We start from the raw sequence: 17,817 nt of genomic DNA, 5'->3' as shown, positions 1-17,817 counted from the left end.
CTTTAAGAGTTAGAGCTATGACCGCTTTTCTTTGTTCGACGGTTTTTCCTGCTCCAACTCTTCCAACTTTTTAAAACAGCATTCTCGGTTCGTAAGTAGACTAACTCCTCTTTTAGCTCCTCAAGTGTCATTTCATTATCAGGCTTAGTGGTTCGTTGAGGTTGCTGTTTCATTGAGGGTCTTCCTTTCTGGCGCATTTTGAGCCCCTTGATACCGAGCTCATTAAATCGTTTGAGCCAGACAGAGAGTATCCCAGGGGATGAGAGGTTTAATACTGCGCTAGTGTGCGTGAGAGACCATTCATTCGTCCACATTAAATTCAATGCTTTTCGTTTTGTTTGAGCAGTCGCGGCATGCTTAGTTGGTAAAAATGAATCAGTACCATGGATGGCAAAGACTTGAGCCCAATACCGTATCTGCCTTGAAGAAATTGAATATTGTTTTGCTAAGTAGAGAGATGACGTGCCATCTAAGTATTGCTTAGCAATGATACATTTTAGCTCTCGGCTATATTTGGACATAAAAAGACCCCCAATAATTGGTGTCCAACTATTGGGGGTCAGTTCATATTCGTTACTGGCTTTTCGATGTGTTACTGATGATTAGGCTTTACTGCCCTTTCAAGGTCTTCTTAAGGTTTTGCATGAAGTCTCTGAAGTGAGGCATAAAATTAACAAACAGAGGATGCTTTCTATCTTGCATCATCAATGGACCGAGTAAGCGGATACTCACACCCAGTCGTGCTGCTGATTGCTCATCTAAGCCGCTGTCTTGTTTGATCTTCTCAACAATCGCGAACATGTTTTCTCTGTCTTCAATTTCAAACTGCATGGTTTGAAGTTCGCGGTCTTCTTTAACGCTCACTTCTTCAATAGTGATGCGGTAGTTATTGTGTTTGCCTGTAAATGCTTTCATGTGGATCTCCTACAATGCTGTGAAATGTTTTGGCTAGCTCTTCATGAATCGTTCTAGCTTAGGTTTAACCGTCATCGACATTACGACCATGATCGTAAGGCCAATAGGAAGCGCGGCAATAAATCCATTAAACCATCCACTGGTAAACGCCGATGTATCTGAAAATCCAATATTATTTGCCGCTGTTACAAATGCCATCATGGACTCCATTATGAATGCCATGATCAGTCCTACGATCAGGTTGCGAACTTTCTCGCTATAAGTTGTGAACACTCTAGCAACGGCTTTGGTTACTAAAGCCATCATCACCGCGCCCATTGGCATCATGATCACGACAACAAGGGCTAACGAAGAAAGCCAGTTGCCAATAAATGCCTCGCCGAATCCGACATTCATGTAGGTCATCACGGCCGTTAAACTGCCGCCAATCGTCAGCATTAAGCTCATCATGACCAAAACTTTGTATAAAACCGGTGTGCCTTTTTGCTCAGGAAGAGTTGGCGTTAGAGTTGCTTGAATCGTCATATCTATTTCCTGTCTTGAATTTACGAACAATTAAGTTGATAATGTCAACTACATTTCTAAGGATCGTTTATGTCTGATAACACATCGCTAGAGTCTATCTTTCGTTTAGTGCACTCTTTGAAACGTCAAATGAGCGAACAGATTGAGAGCTTAGACTCAGAGATCGCCCCTATGAACATTCGTGTCATGAAGATCATTACTAAGAAGTCTCCATGTACCGCTATCGATATCGCACACTTCCTAGATCGTGATAAAGCACAGGTCACTCGGCTCATTAATGCCTTGATCAATCAGGAACTTGTGAAGAAGTCTCCGAACCCGGAAGACAAGCGCAGCCAGTTATTGGTTCTGACCGATAAGGGTCAAGAGATCATGAGTAAGGTCTCGGATATCGATCGAGACATGCTGAAGAGAATGACCAAAGGCATGGCCGAAGATGAGTTAGAACAATTCAGAAAAATTGCGAAGAAAATGGCGCAGAACTTAGAAAGCTGATCTTCAAAACGAAACGAAAAAACGCCACCGAATCGAATGATCAGTGGCGTTTTTTGTATCAGCTGGTTTTATACAGATTAGCGGTATGGCGACCTCTCACTTAGAAGAGAGTGTTAATTAGATGCCAGTTTCCACCATGCCTGAACAGGTATCGGCTCTGAGATCACCAAACGCTCACCCATCACAGGGCTTACCATTTGTACATCTCGCTCTTTGCTAATCGCCAGAGCTTGTTCCATTGGATCTTGCCAATCATGCATAGAAAGGTCGAAGGTACTGTTGTGGATTGGCATCATCACCTTACCTTGCAGATCAATGTGTGCCTGAACACTCTGTTCTGGGAACATATGAATATCCGCCCAAAGTGAGTTATACGCACCCGTTTCAACCATGGTTAAATCAAACGGCCCAAAACGGTCGCCAATCTCTTTAAAGCCATTGAAGTAACCAGAATCACCGCTAAAGAAGACTTTCTTGTCTGAAGCGTTAATAACCCAACTGCCCCACAGTGTTTGGTCACGATCAAGCAAGCCACGTCCAGAGAAGTGCTGTGTCGGCGTTAACGTGAACTCAATGTCTGAGGCTGTTGCCGATTCCCACCAGTTCAATTCAATGATCTTCTCTTTATCCACGCCCCACTTTTCCAATAGTGCGCCCACTCTTAATGGCACTAAGAACATCCCCACTTTGTCAGCGAGCACCTTAACGGCACCTTTGTCTAAATGGTCGTAGTGATCGTGGCTGATCACCACCACGTCGATATCGGGTAGGTCTTGAAGTGTGATTGGTGTCGGATGAAAACGTTTTGGCCCCATCCATTGCACGGGTGATGCACGATCACTGAACACAGGGTCAGTCATCACTAACTTGCCATCCAGTTTCATCATCACACTGGAGTGACCTAAGCGGTAAGCAACGTCGTCTTGTTCTTCGATCAATTGCTCAGCTGTCATTGGAATCAAAGGCAATGCAGCGCGCGGCACTGGCTCGTTTCTTTCCACAGTCACGTATGCTTTTAAGATTGAAAAAATATCAGACATACCCGATTTGTATTCCAACTCACTGTTAGCAAACTTCTTTGGAAGCTTATCTAGATTGTCGTTTGATTGTGAACCTGTGCTTACGATAGCGACCACGGCAAGTACTCCTAAAATCGGTAATAGATATTTTTTCATTGGTATCTCTTTAACCGTTGGGATAGACCCAACAAATAAACTACACCGACTAGTTTACATATCAAAAATAAAAAGTAAACCACCGAGTGTAATTTTTAATTTATCTAGACGTGAGCGTGCCAAAGTCGATTTTGGAGAAACCGACTTTGAAAACGAATTAACTTAGTTATTTAGCTAGTCAGAAAGGTTAATCAGCAGACCATACATTTTTGAAATCTGGCCATCCCCAGTTGGTGATGGCTACGTTTTTCAGAATCCCTTGGAAACGAACGGTCTGTAAGTGATGGAACATAGGCACTAACCAATAATCTGAGATCAGAGTAGAAGCGATAGGTTCTAGCTCTGCCAAGTAATTAGGCAGTTCCACGGATGCTTTATGACTATCCAAGCGCTGCTTGAGCCAATCGCTGTTCATCTCTCCCAAAGCAGAGTGCAAAACAGGATCGTTCATCATCCACGAGAACAGCGAAGATGGAGCATTGTCATCGAGGTTCAAGTTACACAGCACCAAGTCCTCCTTTAACTCGCCACTCTGAGAGAGCTGCGCCAACTCTCGAAAACTGTAGGTGTTCACCTTAACTTCCACACCATATCGTTTGAGTATATCGGATACGCAAATCGCACATCGATACAACGCATAATAATCATAAACCGCAATACTCATCTTTTTCGGCAGTTGTGTCTCTTTCGAAGGCGTTCGATACAATTCCTGCCAACTTGGCAGTATATTTTGAGCTAAAGAGACACTGAACAAACCCTTGTTATGTTCCAACTGAGACAAAATCGCTTGTGGGTTGGTCAGTTCTGAAAGGTATTTGCGCTGCTCATTATTTAGTGGGCTAGCCGCTGAGTTCTGATTGAAGAGGATAAACAGACACCCATCCTCGACTCGGCTACGAAGGCCGTCTGTGTCTGCTGAAACAAGTTCCGCATCGCTTTTCCCTAACTGATGGAAGCAAGAAGAATCTTCATAAGGCGATACGTGCATTTGGCTATCATCGAAACGAGCAGTGCCCGTCATTGATTCCTCAAACTGCCAGATGGTCACCTCATCGGTTAACGAGCGGCAACCATAATAGTGTTCAAATGCGGCGAGTTTGATTCGTTCATTGTTGGTCTCAACCACTTTAAATGGACCGGTACCAATAACAGCATGGGACACAGAACTTAATGGAGACGGTTCGCGGGTGACTTGCGCTGCGGGTTGAATCGAATATTTAACGCCAGCAAGTAAACCAGCAAAGCCGGTATCGGCTTTGGTGAGTTGAAAGCTGATCCTCAATGGCTGCTCACTGTAAACTGAAGCGACATGGGCGAGCTCTGTTTGATAGAAAGGTAAAGTTTGCAATGCAGAAAACATCGAAACTAATTGCTTAGCATCCACAGGCTGTCCGTCATGGAAAGTAAGTCCCGGGCGCAGATAGAAAGTCCAAACGAGCTTTTCAGCATCATATTGCCAATGATGCGCCAGTTCAGGCTTCAACTCGCCTTTGCCATTACAAGTCACTAAACAACTGAACACTTGCCTGATCAAAAATCGTTCACTACTACGATGAATATGGTGCGGGAACAGATCTTCGAACTTACGTTTGTAGGTTAATTGGACGTGCAGTAACCCTTCGCGCATCGTCGCACCGGATGTTTCTTGGAGAAGAGAGCCAAACACTGCGCGGTCATCATCCAAAATAGAGAGCGCTTTTTCGTACTTACCCTGCTCTATCAGCTTGCTGGCAACATGTTGAGTCAGTTGTTGATTGCTAAAGCGCAATGTCAGGTTAGAACGTTGATTCCTGCCGACTTTTGGCTCCCACACCACCCATTCAGCTTGATGCATCTTGCCGAGTAAGGTTCGTGCATGGCGCAAACTGGTAAACAGCTTGTCTGCCACCTCAGTCAAAGTCACCGAATGTGAGATGTTTGGCTCGAACGAATCCAGCCTAGTGTAGTAACGCATCATGTTTAGATCAGACAAATAATGAACCTTTTAGAAACAACCCTTCCTCATAAAGCCGATTATAAAACACATTTGTCTTTAAGTGACGATAAAAGACAAAAACAGGAACAACTTACCAAAAAACCGTCTGTTTATCACTTCCTGTTAAATGGCCATAATTAATGGGTCAGCAAGGAACTTTGAGTTCCCACCAAAGCCTAATACAAGAGAAGTAATCATCATGAGAAAATACTATCTTAATAAGCTAAAAAGCACCTGTAGCAAGCTCGAAAGAGAAGCACTACGAACACTTATAGAGCTATGTAACTGGCGTTATTAGTACACTTTTAAGCACCGAGTTAACGCGAGTTGAGCACAACCTAATAGGCTCCTACCCCCAATATGAGTTAGGTCTCAACTCGCTTTTCCATTCCAAATCCCCTCCCAACCCAGTTGTACCAATCGCTCACGCATTCGATAAATTTCTGTTGTCGACTCGACAAATTTAATTCGTTTTCTTAGTTAAACGAAAAGCCTTAAGGTTCGCCCCGAAGCAAGCAAGGAGCCTCAGAAAAACTGAAAGCTCAGCTAACAACTAATTTATTTGCAGTTACCAATCAGGTATTAACTAAGGAAACGCCATGCGTATCGCAATTCTTTCTCGCAACGAAAATCTATACTCTACTTCTCGCTTAAAAGCGGCTGGAGAAGCACGTGGTCACCAGGTCGATGTTATCGACACGCTGCACTGTGATATAGATATCGCGAGTAACAATCCGAAGATTCGCTACATGGGTGAAGAGCTACCTCAATACGATGCTGTTATTCCACGTATTGGCGCTTCCATTACCTTTTACGGCACTGCGGTTGTTCGCCAATTCGAAATGATGGGCACTTTTTGTATCAATGAGTCAGTAGCAATCAGTCGTTCTCGCGACAAACTGCGCTCACTACAATTGTTGTCTCGTAAAGGTATTGGCTTACCAAAAACAGGTTTCGCTAGCCGCCCGGACAAAATTCAAGACTTGATCAAAAACGTAGGTGGTGCGCCACTGGTTATCAAGCTTCTTGAAGGTACTCAAGGTATCGGCGTGGTTTTAGCAGAAACAAACAAAGCAGCTGAAAGCGTTATCGAAGCATTCATGGGCCTAAAAGCGAACATCTTGGTTCAAGAGTTCATTGAAGAAGCTAATGGCGCAGACATTCGTTGTTTTGTTGTGGGTAACAAGGTTATTGCAGCAATGAAACGCCAAGCTGGTGAGGGTGAATTCCGCTCTAACCTGCACCGTGGCGGTACAGCTCAACTGGTTAAACTAACCAAAGAAGAGCGCGCTACAGCAATCAATGCTGCGAAAATCATGGGTTTAAACCTATGTGGTGTAGATATTCTACAATCTAAGAATGGCCCTGTTGTAATGGAAGTGAACTCTTCTCCTGGCCTAGAAGGTATTGAGAAAGCGACAGGTAAAGATGTAGCAGACATGATTTTCGAATTCATCGAGAAAAATGCAAAACCAAACGCTAACCGTACTCGTGGCAAAGGCTGATTTAACACCGTTAACTCATGATTGGAAATGATATGAACAATAAAATGATCATAGGGAATACTGAAGCACTTTGCTTACCAGAGTTAGGGATAACTGGACTACATACACGTGTTGATACAGGGGCTAAAACCTCTTCTCTACACGTAGACAATCTACTATGTGTAAAAACAGACGGTGAGAACTTCGTGGAATTCGATCTTCACCCAGACGTTTACCACCTAGAAGAGACTGTGCGCTGCAAAGCGAAGCTGAAAACAAGTAAGAAAATCAAATCATCTAACGGCGAAGTTGAACACCGTTGTGTGATTGAAACCATGCTAAAAATGGGTGGTCAGGAATGGCCTATCGATATCACGCTAAGCAACCGTCAAGATATGACTTATATGATGTTGCTTGGTCGTCAAGGCATGAGTGACAAAGTGATTGTTGATCCAGCGGGTGAGTTCCTGCTAACTCACTAATCCGAGTCATCGTAACCGCTCCACAGGTTATAGCTAAAGTTAGTCACAACGATATAAGGCCAGTCTCATGACTGGCCTTATTGCGTTCTATTCTTTAATTTCAAGTTGCCGATCTTACTTTGAGCTTATCTATTTCTTAGATTTACCATGAGATTGAAAACCAAATCGCCAAATCGATAACAACAATTTCTTGGTTTTAATTTTTGTCACTCGCCAATGTGTAACGGGCCTTCTTGGCGCACTCATTAACAGATGTTCAAAAGCTTTCTGACTAAAATCGACTTGACCACCATGCGCCACCAGCAAGGTATCAAGCTGCATCTCATAGATACGAGATACTGACGCTCGGTACTTGTTAGGATGAAAGATAGGGAAAGGCGGAATCAGTTTCTTTTTCACTTCCACCATTAGGTCTGCGACATAGGCAACGCTGTGAGATGGGCAATAAACCGAAAGATCTCGGTCAGTGTGCCCCGGCGTTTCTAGAACCAACCAGTCATCAAAACCCGGAATGCTCTCACCATCTGATAACTTGTAGTCCGGCTTTAACTTTCTTGAATACCATAGGTTTGCTTTAGGCTTCCCTAAGCGATTCGCCATCCATCGTGCCAGCGCCAGATCCGTCAAATGCATCAAAATGCCATCAATGCCGTAATACCAGTCTTTATCTCGGTTTGCTGCCACCAAGTTACAGTTCGTCAGCTTTCTGAGCGTATGCGCAGCGCCTGCATGATCGGGATGCATGTGCGTCACAACCACAGTGTGTAGGTCGCTAAATTCACGGACAAGTTCATCTTCAATGAAAGCTTTAAGGTGAGGAATATCCGCACGGCACGCGCCATCAAGTAACAGCAACCTATCTGGGTACTCTACGAGATACATGTCTTGGATATAGCCTTTGATGGTATGCAGCTGCAAAACCGCTCCTTGTGATAAAACAACTGGTCAGACCTATACAATAGCAAATCCAACTTCAATTGTGATCATTTTGTTAAAGGCAACAATCTAAAACCGGATAGAGAACTCGAATCAAGATTTCTATTGGAATCCACTAAATTGCTCAAATCCAATGTTACTCAAATCCAATTCAACTCAGAACAATGGGAACAGATTCCAAAGATTGCCATCAATTTCATCCGATATTTTCAGCATTATCAAATGCCCGCATTGCCGTAAACCTTGCTCTATAGGCCTTGCGATTCAAGCCTCCAGCACCATTTGTCGTAACGACAAAATACGTGATTTGTTGACCTAAGTTATTAGGACTATATATGCGCTTCTAATTTATTGTCTGAGTGCTATACATGAACCAACTAATCGATGCTCTTTCTACCCAAGGTTACTTTGTTTGGGATGACTTCTTAACTCAAGAAGAAGTGGTGGCATTGAGGGATTGCATTCCAGAGAACTGGAAAAAGGCTAGGATTGGCCGTAACGATGAAGTAACGCGAGAGTCGACCATCCGTAGCGACAAGATTCAATGGGTGCGCCGCGATATGGGTCAGCCAGCATCTCTGTTTCTAGACAAGATGGAACAAATTCGTTTAGCAGCAAACCAAGCGTTCTTTTTGGGTCTGTTCGAGTACGAAGCACACTTTGCTAAATACGAAAAAGGCGACTTCTACCAGAAGCACTTAGACTGCTTCAAGGGCAATGAGAACCGCCGTCTGACTACCGTGTTCTACATGAACGACGAGTGGACAGAGGAAGACGCAGGTGAGCTTGTGGTTTACGATCTAAAAGACAACCACATCGCGACCATTCCACCAAAGTCAGGCCGCTTATTTGTGTTCTTATCTGAACAGTTCCCACACGAGGTACTGCCGACCAACACAGAGCGATTCAGTATTGCAGGTTGGTTCCGCATTAACGGCGTGAAAGACAACCAACTCGATATCGCACACTAGAACAAAGCCGATTATTACAAGCTCTAGCTTATTCAAAGCCTCTCATTTGAACTGACCCCCAATAGTTGGACACCAATTATTGGGGGTCTTTTTATGTCCAAATATAGCCGAGAGCTAAAATGTATCATTGCTAAGCAATACTTAGATGGCACGTCATCTCTCTACTTAGCAAAACAATATTCAATTTCTTCAAGGCAGATACGGTATTGGGCTCAAGTCTTTGCCATCCATGGTACTGATTCATTTTTACCAACTAAGCATGCCGCGACTGCTCAAACAAAACGAAAAGCATTGAATTTAATGTGGACGAATGAATGGTCTCTCACGCACACTAGCGCAGTATTAAACCTCTCATCCCCTGGGATACTCTCTGTCTGGCTCAAACGATTTAATGAGCTCGGTATCAAGGGGCTCAAAATGCGCCAGAAAGGAAGACCCTCAATGAAACAGCAACCTCAACGAACCACTAAGCCTGATAATGAAATGACACTTGAGGAGCTAAAAGAGGAGTTAGTCTACTTACGAACCGAGAATGCTGTTTTAAAAAAGTTGGAAGAGTTGGAGCAGGAAAAAAACCGTCGAACAAAGAAAAAGCGGTCATAGCTCTAACTCTTAAAGGCAAGTACCCGTTGAAGCACTTACTGCAGACTCTACAGCTGGCAAAAGTGTCTTTATTATCAGGCTCAAACGAGCAAGCGCCCAAATAGCTACGAACGTGAGCTGCGGTTGATAAAGTCAATTTATCATGAACATAAGGGCCGATACGGTTATCGTCGTATTCATTTAGAACTAAAAAATCAGGGGGTCGCGCTTAATCACAAAACGGTTCAAAGGCTTATGGCTCAGCTCAACCTTAAATCGACGGTCAGGATTAAAAAGTACCGTTCATACCGAGGAGAGTCTGGAACAGCTGCTCCCAACGTGCTTGAAAGAGATTTTAGTGCGACTCAACCCGATGAAAAGTGGGTAACTGATGTCACGGAGTTCAAAGTCAAAGAGCAGAAAGTATACTTGTCTCCAGTTGTCGACTTGTTTACTCAGGAAGTGGTAGCTTATAGAGTGGCCAAAAATGCCTGCTTGCCGCTTGTCACGGATATGCTGACGGAGGCTATATCAACGCTTAAACCCAACTCAAAGCCAATTATACACAGCGATCAAGGTTGGCAATATCGCCATCGACAGTATCAGAAAAAGGTAGCGGAGAGTGGGTTAACGCAAAGCATGTCGAGAAAAGGTAACTGCTTGGATAATGCTGTTGCTGAAAACTTTTTTGCTTTACTCAAAACCGAGATGTATCACAACCAAAGCTTTGAAGATGCAGATGCTCTGATAGAGCAAATTAAAGAATACATCGAGTACTACAATACCAAACGTATAAAAGTGAAACTAAAAGGCCTGACTCCGATAGAATATCGAACTCAGGCCTTGAAAGCCGCTTAACAGAAATGTCCAACTTTATGGGGTCACTTCAATTCGAGAGGCTTTTTTGTTGAACAAATGCCGATCAAATATCGGTCAACAAACCTCTCAAAAACCACACGTGGTAAATATCAAAATCATCAATAACTTTTCTCTTAAATGAAATCGAAATGAATCTTTCATATCAGTGAAACGGTTTAGCCACGTAAGTGAAATACGCCCTGTTCAAGATAGCTTCAAACGACACCCCTACCGTCTCGTTAACACTCTAATCCAATACCTCAACATCGATTTCATCCAAAAGGAAACGAAGATGAATAAGCTAATTTTGGCAGGCGTTCTTTCTGCGACAGTGGCAATACCAGCATTCGCAACGACTCAAGTCACTTGGTGGCACGCAATGGGCGGCCAGCTTGGAGAAACAGTAAACAAAATTGCGACCGACTTTAATGCATCACAAGATGATTACCAGATCACGCCAATCTACAAGGGTTCATATACAGAGACCTTAACAGCCGGTATCGCGGCATACCGAGCAGGTGAAGCACCTAATATTCTGCAAGTCTTCGATGCAGGCGCAGCAACCATCATGAACGCGAAAGGCGTCGCGAAACCGGTACAGGATATTCTGGTTGAGTCGGGCTACAACTTTAATTCAAACGACTACCTAGCGGGCGTTCGTAACTTCTATGCCGACAACCAAGGCAAGATGGTTGGTATGCCTTTCAACAGTTCGACACCGGTTCTTTACTACAACAAAGATCTTCTCGCGGAAGTGGGTGCAGACGCGCCTAAAACTTATGAAGAACTAGAAGTGGTCGCTAAGAAGCTGAAGGCAGAAGGACACATCGCGTTTTCTCAATCTCTGACACCGTGGATCATGTTCGAGAACTTTAAGTCTCGCCACAATCTACCGGTCGCAGATCAAAACAACGGCTACGATGGCTTGTCCACTAAGATCATGTTCAACACCAAAGACATGATGATGCACGTCAGCAAGATGAAAGAGTGGTCAGATCTCGGTTACTACAAGTATTACGGCAGCGACTGGGATGCAAACCAAACCCCTTTCGAGCGCCAAGAAGTGGCAATGTGGATGGGTTCTTCAGGCTCATTCGGTGGCTTACGTAACCGCGTACCTTTCGAACTCGGCACCACATACCTTCCATATTGGAAATCGGTTAACCCAGACGCAGGCTTAACCTTCATTGGCGGTGCTGCTCTGTTTGCACTCAATGGCCATGACCAACAACAAGACAAAGGTGTCGCAGCGTTCTTTGACTACCTGACTAAGCCTGAAACTCAAGTTTACTGGCACAAAACCACTGGCTATGTACCTGTAACAACGGCTGCCTATGAGCTAGCGAAAGAGTCTGGCTACTACAACGAACAACCAGACGCAGAAGTGGGCGTAAAGCAGCTAAGCCTAAAATCGGGCGAGTGGACTAAGGGCTACCGCTTAGGTTACTACCCTCAAATTCGTGAAGTGATGCATCGTGAATTCGACAATATCTTCGCCGACCGCTCTAGCGTCGAGAACAGCCTAGATAAAGTCGAAGATGAGAGCAGCAAACTGCTGAAACGCTTCGCTCGCACAATGAACTAATTCTGCTTTTTAACCAAAGCAGATCACTGAGCTAAAGGCTTAACAAGCCCAAGCCGTTCATTGCTCCTCACCACTTGTCACTGCGTCATTAAAAACGCAATGGCAAGGAGTGAGGAGATTCTTCACTCGCGCCATTTCTTGCTCCAAAAACTACAACTCAACTGGATGCATTCCTTGATATCGCGCTTGTGCTCACCGTAACTAACAGTGATAACAGTCACTAATTTTTGGGGATTACCCTGTGGAACGACGTCAGCAATTCTTTCACTCTCCGCTGCCTTACCTATTTTTGGCGCCTCAGATACTCATCATTGCGGTTTTCTTTATCTACCCAGCGGCAAAGGCAGTTTACCTGTCCTTCATGCTAGAAGACCCTTGGGGCACCTCATCGATATTCGTGTGGTTCGAAAACTATCAGATGCTATTCGAATCGAGCGAGTATCTGAACTCGATTGGCTTCACATTAATGTTCGCAATCGTGGTCTCTTTCTTATCGCTTGCCTTAGCGCTGCTGCTCGCCGTAAAAGCCGACAACATCATTCACGGACAAGGCGCTTACAAGGTCACTCTCACTTGGGTTTACGCGGTTGCTCCTGCGATTGCAGGCGTAATCGGTGCTTTCTTGTTTAACCCACATATTGGTGTGTTTACCGAGATATTTGCGGTTATAGGTTGGGACTTTAGCTTCCAGACCGACCCTTTAGATGCCACGTTTGCTCTGATTTTGGTCTCAGTGTGGAAACAGGTTTCGGTGAATTTCATCTACTTTCTGGCTGGGCTTCAATCGATCTCTTACGCCGTAAAAGAAGCGGCGATGCTGGATTGCGTCAGCGACTCAAAACGTTTCTGGACCATTACTTTCCCACTACTCGCACCTACAGGCTTCTTTCTTTTGGTCATCAACCTCACCTACTCGTTCTTCGAAACCTTTGGCGTGATCGACACCATGACCAATGGCGGCCCGGGTGGCGGCACAACGTCGTTGGTGTACAAGGTGTATCGAGACGGCTTTGTTGGCGCAGATTTAGGCGGCAGCTCTGCGCAGTCAGTTGTGTTGTTGCTATTGGTGCTCACTCTTACATTTATCCAGTTTCGCGTTGTAGAAAAGCGTGTTCATTACTAGCCCACGACAGCTAGGTTTTAACGCGACAGGAGTTATTTATGAAAAGTAATAAGGTCTCTGACCACCTAATTTTAATTGCTGGGATGCTGTTTATGTTGGTCCCTATCTGGCTAATCTTCGCCAGCTCGACGCATAACCCAAACACCATTGTCAGCGAAGGCCTGCAATGGCTACCAGGCGATAACTTTACGGCCATTTATAGCGAAGCTTGGAACAAAAGCATGGGCTTCAGTGGCGAAGTCACCGCCAGCAAAATGATCGCCAACTCGATGATCATGGGGCTAGGTTTTGCGATCGGTAAGATCATCATTTCGATGATGGCCGCGTATGCTTTGGTCTACTTCAGGTTGCCTTATGCTACAGCTTGGTTCTGGTTGATCTTCGTGACGCTTTTGCTGCCATTAGAAGTGCGCATTATCCCTTCCTATGAGGTTGTCGCTGGGCTTGGGCTTCTTAATAGCTACACAGGTTTAATTCTGCCTTTGATCGCCTCAGCCACCGCGACGTTCTTTTTTAGGCAGTTCTTCAAAACCATCCCCGATGAATTGTTAGAAGCCGCACAGTTAGATAACGCAGGTCCGTTTCGATTCTTTGTCGACATCTTATTGCCACTGTCTAAAACCATGATCGCAGCAATCTTCATCATCATGTTTGTGGTGGGTTGGAACCAATATCTGTGGCCAATCATGATGACCACGAACGAAGGCTACAACACCATCGTGATGGGCATCAAACAAGTACTCAACAACATCAATGAAACCAGTTTACCGCGCTACGACTATGTTTTTGCCATGGTGATTTTAGCTATGTTGCCACCCGTTTTAGTGGTGGTTGTATTTCAGCGTTGGTTTGTAAAAGGGCTAGTAGAAAGTGAAAAATAATAACGACAAAAATCAAATGAACGATAACCGCATTCAATCACTCGCTGAGTACAAGATGTCTCAACCAGCTTCTCCGCAAAAATCAGAGGACACCCCGATGCCAAAGTTAAAACAAACGTTAGGGCACACCCAAGCCACTCACAACCATACACACAAAGCACCTACCATGTTGGGCATCAAAAACTTGGTAAAGACGTATGAGAACGGTCATCGTGCAGTGAAAGATGTGTCGCTTGATATCGAAAAGGGTGAATTTCTTGTATTGGTTGGCCCATCGGGCTGCGGCAAGTCTTCTATCCTGCGTTCAATTGCAGGGTTGGAAAGCATCTCTGGCGGTGAGATTCACTTGGGTGGGCGCCGTGTTGATAACGAAAAGCCAGCTCAACGCGATATCGCAATGGTCTTTCAAAATTACGCACTCTACCCTCACATGACGGTGTACAAAAACCTCGCTTATGGTTTAAAGAACCGAGGGGTCAGCCAACACGTGATTGAAGAGAAGATTGAGAAAGTCGCCAAGACACTGAAAATCGAAGAGTACCTAGACCGCAAGCCAGCCAAACTTTCGGGTGGTCAGCGCCAGCGTGTTGCCATGGGGCGAGCGATCGTACGCGACCCTCAACTGTTCTTGTTTGATGAGCCTTTGTCTAACCTAGATGCCTCATTACGCGCTCACATGAGATTAGAAATCAAAAAGCTGCAACGCGAGCTAGGCGTAACCAGTGTTTACGTGACTCATGACCAAGTCGAAGCCATGACACTGGCAGATAGAATTGTGGTTCTCAACAAAGGCCAAATTGAACAAGTCGGCACACCAAGAGAAGTCTACCACCAGCCTGCCAGCACCTTTGTGGCAAGCTTTATTGGCAGCCCCGCGATGAACTTCTTAACTGCTACGCTCGATGATGGCTATCTTGAAATCGGCGATCAACAAATGTATCTGCCAGAGTACGCGCACGTTAAGGACGCGACTATCACGCTTGGCATTCGCCCTGAACACTCTGAGATTTGTTCCGAATTAAAGATGAACACCTTACCTCTCGAACTGCGTATCAGTGTGGTTGAGCCGTTGGGGCCGAATCAATTGGTTCATGGCCTTGTAAACGACCAACCCTTTATCGCCGTCACGCCAGAAACGACACTATGCCAAGTACTGCCACTCGGATTAAGCATTGATAAAACCAACCTGCATATTTTTGACAGTCGTGGGAAGCGTATTCAGCCGAATAACTTTACTTTACAAGAGTCACGCGAAGAGGCGACAAGCATAACGACGGCTCTCGCTTAATCGAGTACACTGATATTTAATGCGTTTTTACGGTGCGTCTTTAAGAAGGATTAATTATGTCGTCTATCATCGTAGGTCATCGGGGTGTATCAGGTACTCACCCAGAAAATACCAAAGCAAGCATTGAACAAGCCGCTAAACTCGGCTTGAAATGGATTGAAGTAGATATTCAGCCAACTCAGGATGATCAACTTGTGGTTTGTCACGACCACACCCTTGAGCGCTGCAGTGATGGCAAGGGTCGTGTCGACGAACACACCCTTGCAGAACTGCGTCAGCTTGATTTTGGCAGTTGGAAGTCTGAACAGTTCGCAGGTGAAAGAATATTGACGTTGGAAGAGTTGCTCGCGCTTGTTGAGCAGCATGATCTCAGCGTGAACTTAGAGATCAAAGTCGACAGTCGACATCAAGCGCCTCATGTCGTTGATTTGCTGCATACCGAGTTGATTCGTTCAAATCTAGACACCGACAGAGTGCTGCTTTCAAGTTTCAGCCATCAAGTCGTTTCTGAAATGGCTCGTCACCTGCCGAGATACCGAGTTGGTGTGATCACAGAACAACTGACTCAAGCCGACTTGATGTTGATTGACGAGGTTAAAGCGTTCAGCTGTCACATGAACTACGAGCATGTGAATCAGAGCGATCTTGATACACTCAGTGAAGCAAACATTCAAACTTGGTGCTACACAGTAAACGATCCGTCTCACTTCAAATTCATCTCAAAAGTAGATGCCGTATTCACTGATTTTCCGAATCAATTTACCTCTATAAATTGACCAAGCGAATACTGCAAAAACAACCCCGAGAGACTTTAAAATTAACTCTCGGGAAACCTTAAAATTAGGTAGCAAACACAAGTGAGTAGGAGTACATTCCGCTACTCACTTGGTTTCATTAGCTCGCTCTATTTAGACAGCTTCATTGGTTACTTAATTTATGGATCTCATTTTTAGTCCAACCTTCCCAATTTTGGGTGCAATCTTCATTTTCGCCGCTATTGTTCGTGGCTTCTCAGGTTTCGGTTTCACCTTAGTGGCATTGCCATTAAGTGCGTTATTCGTGCCTGTTATCGAACTGGTTCCTGTCTTCATGTTGATCGACCTATTAGGCAATGTTCAATTACTGCCTAAAGTTCGAAAGCATGTTAACTGGCGCTGGGTTTTAAAGGTATTTATCCCTTGTTTTGCCTTCACACCAGTCGGCTTACTTCTGCTTAAATCCGTTAGCCAAGACACGATCATCTTGATCATCAGTGCCTTCATTTTTGCGTCTGCACTTATGATCTACAAAGGTTTCCAGTACAAAAGCGAACCTAGATTTGCTCCCTATATTCTAGGCAGCCTTGCAGGTGTAATGAACGGCGCAGCTTCGATGTCAGGGCCTCCAATTGGCACTCATGCATTGGCAAGCCCAGTCGCTCCGCACATTGCCAGAGCCGGCCTGATTGCCTTCTTTGTCTTGGCGGATTCGACTGCATTTGTTTCGGCATCTATCGCTGGGTTAGTCGACCGTGATGTAGTTTGGCTGACTCTCGCGCTTCTACCAAGCAGCATGTTTGGCGGTTATGTGGGTTCTAAACTGTTCGAGAGATTTGGTGGAGCGAAGTTTAAGCCAGTCACCATTGCATTGCTGATTGTGATTGCAATATTCAGTGCAGGTCGAGTCTTATTGTAACTGGCTTTAGCGGTTAATTTTGGACGTTGCTTTTACGAATTGACTGCGCTAATTGATTCCGGAAAGTGATTAAGAAAATAGGGGGCCAATGACTACCATTCGATATGGATAGGGGTACCCATTTTTACAAGTTGGAGAAACTCATCCATATCTTGATTGGTTAATGCGATACAGCCATCCGTCCAATCAAAGCTTTGAATAAAGCTCGGCGAACGACGCTCGCCGTTTTTGATGCCATGGATTTTGATGTTTCCTCCAGGATCCACATCATTTTGCTCTGCCCATTGCATATCCGAAGGTTGCGGATAGTTAATATGTACTGAGCGATAAAAGTCCGACTCTTCCATCACATAATCGAGCTGGTATTCACCTTCCGGCGTTCGGTTGTCCCCTTCAAAGCGTTTATGCCCTTTCGGTTGTTTGCCTAGCGCAATACGAAACTCCTGAATCACCTCTTCACCTTTAAGCAGGTACATCCTACGTTTCGATTTATCGACTTTAACTAACGTAACCACTTGCGACAGCGAATCTATCTTAGATGCGCTATCCGGTACGTTGTAAAACTGTCGAGAGGAACTTTGAGGTGGACGTTTCGATGAGCCTTGAGAAAGCTGAGCTACCTTTTCATCAGAGCGACTGTTAAGAACATCATCCACAATAATCACATGCTTGGAGCTTGAGCTCGTAGAAGAGGTTGAATTAGATGAAGACGTTGAGACACGTTGAGAATGAGCCGGTGCAGACTCGAATACGATGGTTTCGATAGCGGTCGCGTCAGAGACTATTTTCTCGACCACAACCTGCTCAGCGTTCACCTTCGAAGCCACAAATAGTAAACACAGTGATAATGGCAAAAACAGACGCACCT

General features: G+C 44.8%; 18 protein-coding genes and 1 pseudogene. 12 read left to right on the top strand and 7 right to left on the bottom strand.

The genetic code is table 11. From position 1 onward, the window contains the following. Nucleotides 1-2: 2 nt before the first annotated feature. From OCV19_RS24165 to OCV19_RS24155, 3 genes are all read right to left on the bottom strand, one after another. Nucleotides 3-521 carry a helix-turn-helix domain-containing protein gene (locus OCV19_RS24165; RefSeq protein WP_261875707.1) on the bottom strand — a complete coding sequence of 173 codons (519 nt, stop codon included), beginning with the start codon at nt 519-521 and terminating at the stop codon, nt 3-5. An 88-nt stretch (nt 522-609) separates the two neighbouring features. Next, nucleotides 610-915, bottom strand: a complete 306-nt coding sequence (locus OCV19_RS24160) for a DUF3861 domain-containing protein (protein WP_017069212.1) — start codon at nt 913-915, stop codon at nt 610-612. Between the two features lie 33 nt (nt 916-948). Further along, a complete protein-coding gene (locus tag OCV19_RS24155; protein ID WP_065675918.1) occupies nt 949-1,440 on the bottom strand; it encodes a DUF2798 domain-containing protein in 492 nt (163 codons plus the stop codon). Nucleotides 1,441-1,509: 69 nt separating this feature from the next. Here OCV19_RS24155 and OCV19_RS24150 point away from each other — a divergent pair, with 69 nt between their 5' ends. Continuing rightward, nucleotides 1,510-1,935, top strand: coding sequence for a MarR family winged helix-turn-helix transcriptional regulator (locus OCV19_RS24150; protein ID WP_017060573.1), 426 nt, complete (start codon nt 1,510-1,512; stop codon nt 1,933-1,935). 113 nt (nt 1,936-2,048) lie between these two features. Here the strand turns inward: OCV19_RS24150 and OCV19_RS24145 are convergent, their stop codons facing one another. Together OCV19_RS24145 and OCV19_RS24140 are read right to left on the bottom strand one after the other, a co-directional pair. After that, the gene (locus OCV19_RS24145) at nt 2,049-3,110 is read right to left on the bottom strand and encodes an MBL fold metallo-hydrolase (RefSeq protein WP_065675919.1); all 1,062 of its coding nucleotides are present in this window, start codon (nt 3,108-3,110) and stop codon (nt 2,049-2,051) included. 187 nt (nt 3,111-3,297) lie between these two features. After that, complete coding sequence (locus OCV19_RS24140) at nt 3,298-5,082, bottom strand: SgrR family transcriptional regulator (RefSeq protein WP_065675920.1); 1,785 nt, start codon at nt 5,080-5,082, stop codon at nt 3,298-3,300. A gap of 602 nt (nt 5,083-5,684) precedes the next feature. Between OCV19_RS24140 and rimK the strand changes: the two genes are divergently transcribed. Next, on the top strand, nt 5,685-6,590 hold the full coding sequence (gene rimK, locus OCV19_RS24135) for a 30S ribosomal protein S6--L-glutamate ligase (protein ID WP_019824669.1): 906 nt from the start codon (nt 5,685-5,687) through the stop codon (nt 6,588-6,590). 32 nt (nt 6,591-6,622) lie between these two features. After that, nucleotides 6,623-7,051 carry an ATP-dependent zinc protease family protein gene (locus OCV19_RS24130; protein ID WP_048661634.1) on the top strand — a complete coding sequence of 143 codons (429 nt, stop codon included), beginning with the start codon at nt 6,623-6,625 and terminating at the stop codon, nt 7,049-7,051. A 129-nt stretch (nt 7,052-7,180) separates the two neighbouring features. Here OCV19_RS24130 and OCV19_RS24125 read toward each other — a convergent pair whose 3' ends face one another. Next, nucleotides 7,181-7,969 carry an MBL fold metallo-hydrolase gene (locus OCV19_RS24125; protein ID WP_065675921.1) on the bottom strand — a complete coding sequence of 263 codons (789 nt, stop codon included), beginning with the start codon at nt 7,967-7,969 and terminating at the stop codon, nt 7,181-7,183. Between the two features lie 386 nt (nt 7,970-8,355). Here OCV19_RS24125 and OCV19_RS24120 point away from each other — a divergent pair, with 386 nt between their 5' ends. The 9 genes and pseudogenes from OCV19_RS24120 to OCV19_RS24080 all read left to right on the top strand — a co-directional run bounded on the left by OCV19_RS24120 (nt 8,356) and on the right by OCV19_RS24080 (nt 16,949). Next, nucleotides 8,356-8,958 carry a 2OG-Fe(II) oxygenase gene (locus tag OCV19_RS24120; RefSeq protein ID WP_017071587.1) on the top strand — a complete coding sequence of 201 codons (603 nt, stop codon included), beginning with the start codon at nt 8,356-8,358 and terminating at the stop codon, nt 8,956-8,958. A gap of 93 nt (nt 8,959-9,051) precedes the next feature. After that, on the top strand, nt 9,052-9,561 hold the full coding sequence (locus tag OCV19_RS24115) for a helix-turn-helix domain-containing protein (protein ID WP_029236503.1): 510 nt from the start codon (nt 9,052-9,054) through the stop codon (nt 9,559-9,561). A 96-nt stretch (nt 9,562-9,657) separates the two neighbouring features. Then, nucleotides 9,658-10,398, top strand: a pseudogene (locus OCV19_RS24110) (IS3 family transposase); the annotation flags it as partial. 292 nt (nt 10,399-10,690) lie between these two features. Further along, complete coding sequence (locus tag OCV19_RS24105) at nt 10,691-11,983, top strand: extracellular solute-binding protein (protein ID WP_065676648.1); 1,293 nt, start codon at nt 10,691-10,693, stop codon at nt 11,981-11,983. A 241-nt stretch (nt 11,984-12,224) separates the two neighbouring features. Further along, a complete protein-coding gene (locus OCV19_RS24100; RefSeq protein ID WP_017071586.1) occupies nt 12,225-13,106 on the top strand; it encodes an ABC transporter permease subunit in 882 nt (293 codons plus the stop codon). Between the two features lie 38 nt (nt 13,107-13,144). Continuing rightward, a complete protein-coding gene (gene ugpE, locus OCV19_RS24095; RefSeq protein ID WP_065676647.1) occupies nt 13,145-13,987 on the top strand; it encodes a sn-glycerol-3-phosphate ABC transporter permease UgpE in 843 nt (280 codons plus the stop codon). Beyond that, entirely contained in the window at nt 13,977-15,275 is a 1,299-nt protein-coding gene (gene ugpC / locus OCV19_RS24090; protein ID WP_065676646.1) for a sn-glycerol-3-phosphate ABC transporter ATP-binding protein UgpC, read from the top strand. The genes ugpE and ugpC overlap by 11 nt, the downstream gene beginning before the upstream one ends. 56 nt (nt 15,276-15,331) lie before the next feature. After that, a complete protein-coding gene (locus tag OCV19_RS24085; RefSeq protein WP_065676645.1) occupies nt 15,332-16,051 on the top strand; it encodes a glycerophosphodiester phosphodiesterase family protein in 720 nt (239 codons plus the stop codon). A 160-nt stretch (nt 16,052-16,211) separates the two neighbouring features. Continuing rightward, nucleotides 16,212-16,949, top strand: coding sequence for a sulfite exporter TauE/SafE family protein (locus tag OCV19_RS24080; RefSeq protein WP_048612840.1), 738 nt, complete (start codon nt 16,212-16,214; stop codon nt 16,947-16,949). 92 nt (nt 16,950-17,041) lie between these two features. On the opposite strand, the gene OCV19_RS24075 is transcribed toward OCV19_RS24080, so the two are convergent. After that, nucleotides 17,042-17,815: a L,D-transpeptidase family protein gene (locus tag OCV19_RS24075; protein ID WP_065676644.1), complete on the bottom strand. Its 774-nt coding sequence runs from the start codon at nt 17,813-17,815 to the stop codon at nt 17,042-17,044. Nucleotides 17,816-17,817 lie beyond the last annotated feature (2 nt).

Origin of the sequence: Vibrio celticus (assembly GCF_024347335.1) — a bacterium.
GTDB lineage: Bacteria > Pseudomonadota > Gammaproteobacteria > Enterobacterales > Vibrionaceae > Vibrio > Vibrio celticus.
The sequence above is the reverse complement of the archived record's forward strand: the minus strand, read 5'-3'. Positions and strand labels throughout refer to the sequence as shown.

Bases quoted from the DNA above. Each gene is read 5' to 3' on its own strand.
- OCV19_RS24165 (WP_261875707.1), bottom strand. From the start codon at position 521: ATGTCCAAATATAGCCGAGAGCTAAAATGTATCATTGCTAAGCAATAC.
- OCV19_RS24160 (WP_017069212.1), bottom strand. From the start codon at position 915: ATGAAAGCATTTACAGGCAAACACAATAACTACCGCATCACTATTGAA.
- OCV19_RS24155 (WP_065675918.1), bottom strand. From the start codon at position 1,440: ATGACGATTCAAGCAACTCTAACGCCAACTCTTCCTGAGCAAAAAGGC.
- OCV19_RS24150 (WP_017060573.1), top strand. From the start codon at position 1,510: ATGTCTGATAACACATCGCTAGAGTCTATCTTTCGTTTAGTGCACTCT.
- OCV19_RS24145 (WP_065675919.1), bottom strand. From the start codon at position 3,110: ATGAAAAAATATCTATTACCGATTTTAGGAGTACTTGCCGTGGTCGCT.
- rimK (WP_019824669.1), top strand. From the start codon at position 5,685: ATGCGTATCGCAATTCTTTCTCGCAACGAAAATCTATACTCTACTTCT.
- OCV19_RS24130 (WP_048661634.1), top strand. From the start codon at position 6,623: ATGAACAATAAAATGATCATAGGGAATACTGAAGCACTTTGCTTACCA.
- OCV19_RS24120 (WP_017071587.1), top strand. From the start codon at position 8,356: ATGAACCAACTAATCGATGCTCTTTCTACCCAAGGTTACTTTGTTTGG.
- OCV19_RS24115 (WP_029236503.1), top strand. From the start codon at position 9,052: ATGTCCAAATATAGCCGAGAGCTAAAATGTATCATTGCTAAGCAATAC.
- OCV19_RS24105 (WP_065676648.1), top strand. From the start codon at position 10,691: ATGAATAAGCTAATTTTGGCAGGCGTTCTTTCTGCGACAGTGGCAATA.
- ugpE (WP_065676647.1), top strand. From the start codon at position 13,145: ATGAAAAGTAATAAGGTCTCTGACCACCTAATTTTAATTGCTGGGATG.
- OCV19_RS24085 (WP_065676645.1), top strand. From the start codon at position 15,332: ATGTCGTCTATCATCGTAGGTCATCGGGGTGTATCAGGTACTCACCCA.
- OCV19_RS24080 (WP_048612840.1), top strand. From the start codon at position 16,212: ATGGATCTCATTTTTAGTCCAACCTTCCCAATTTTGGGTGCAATCTTC.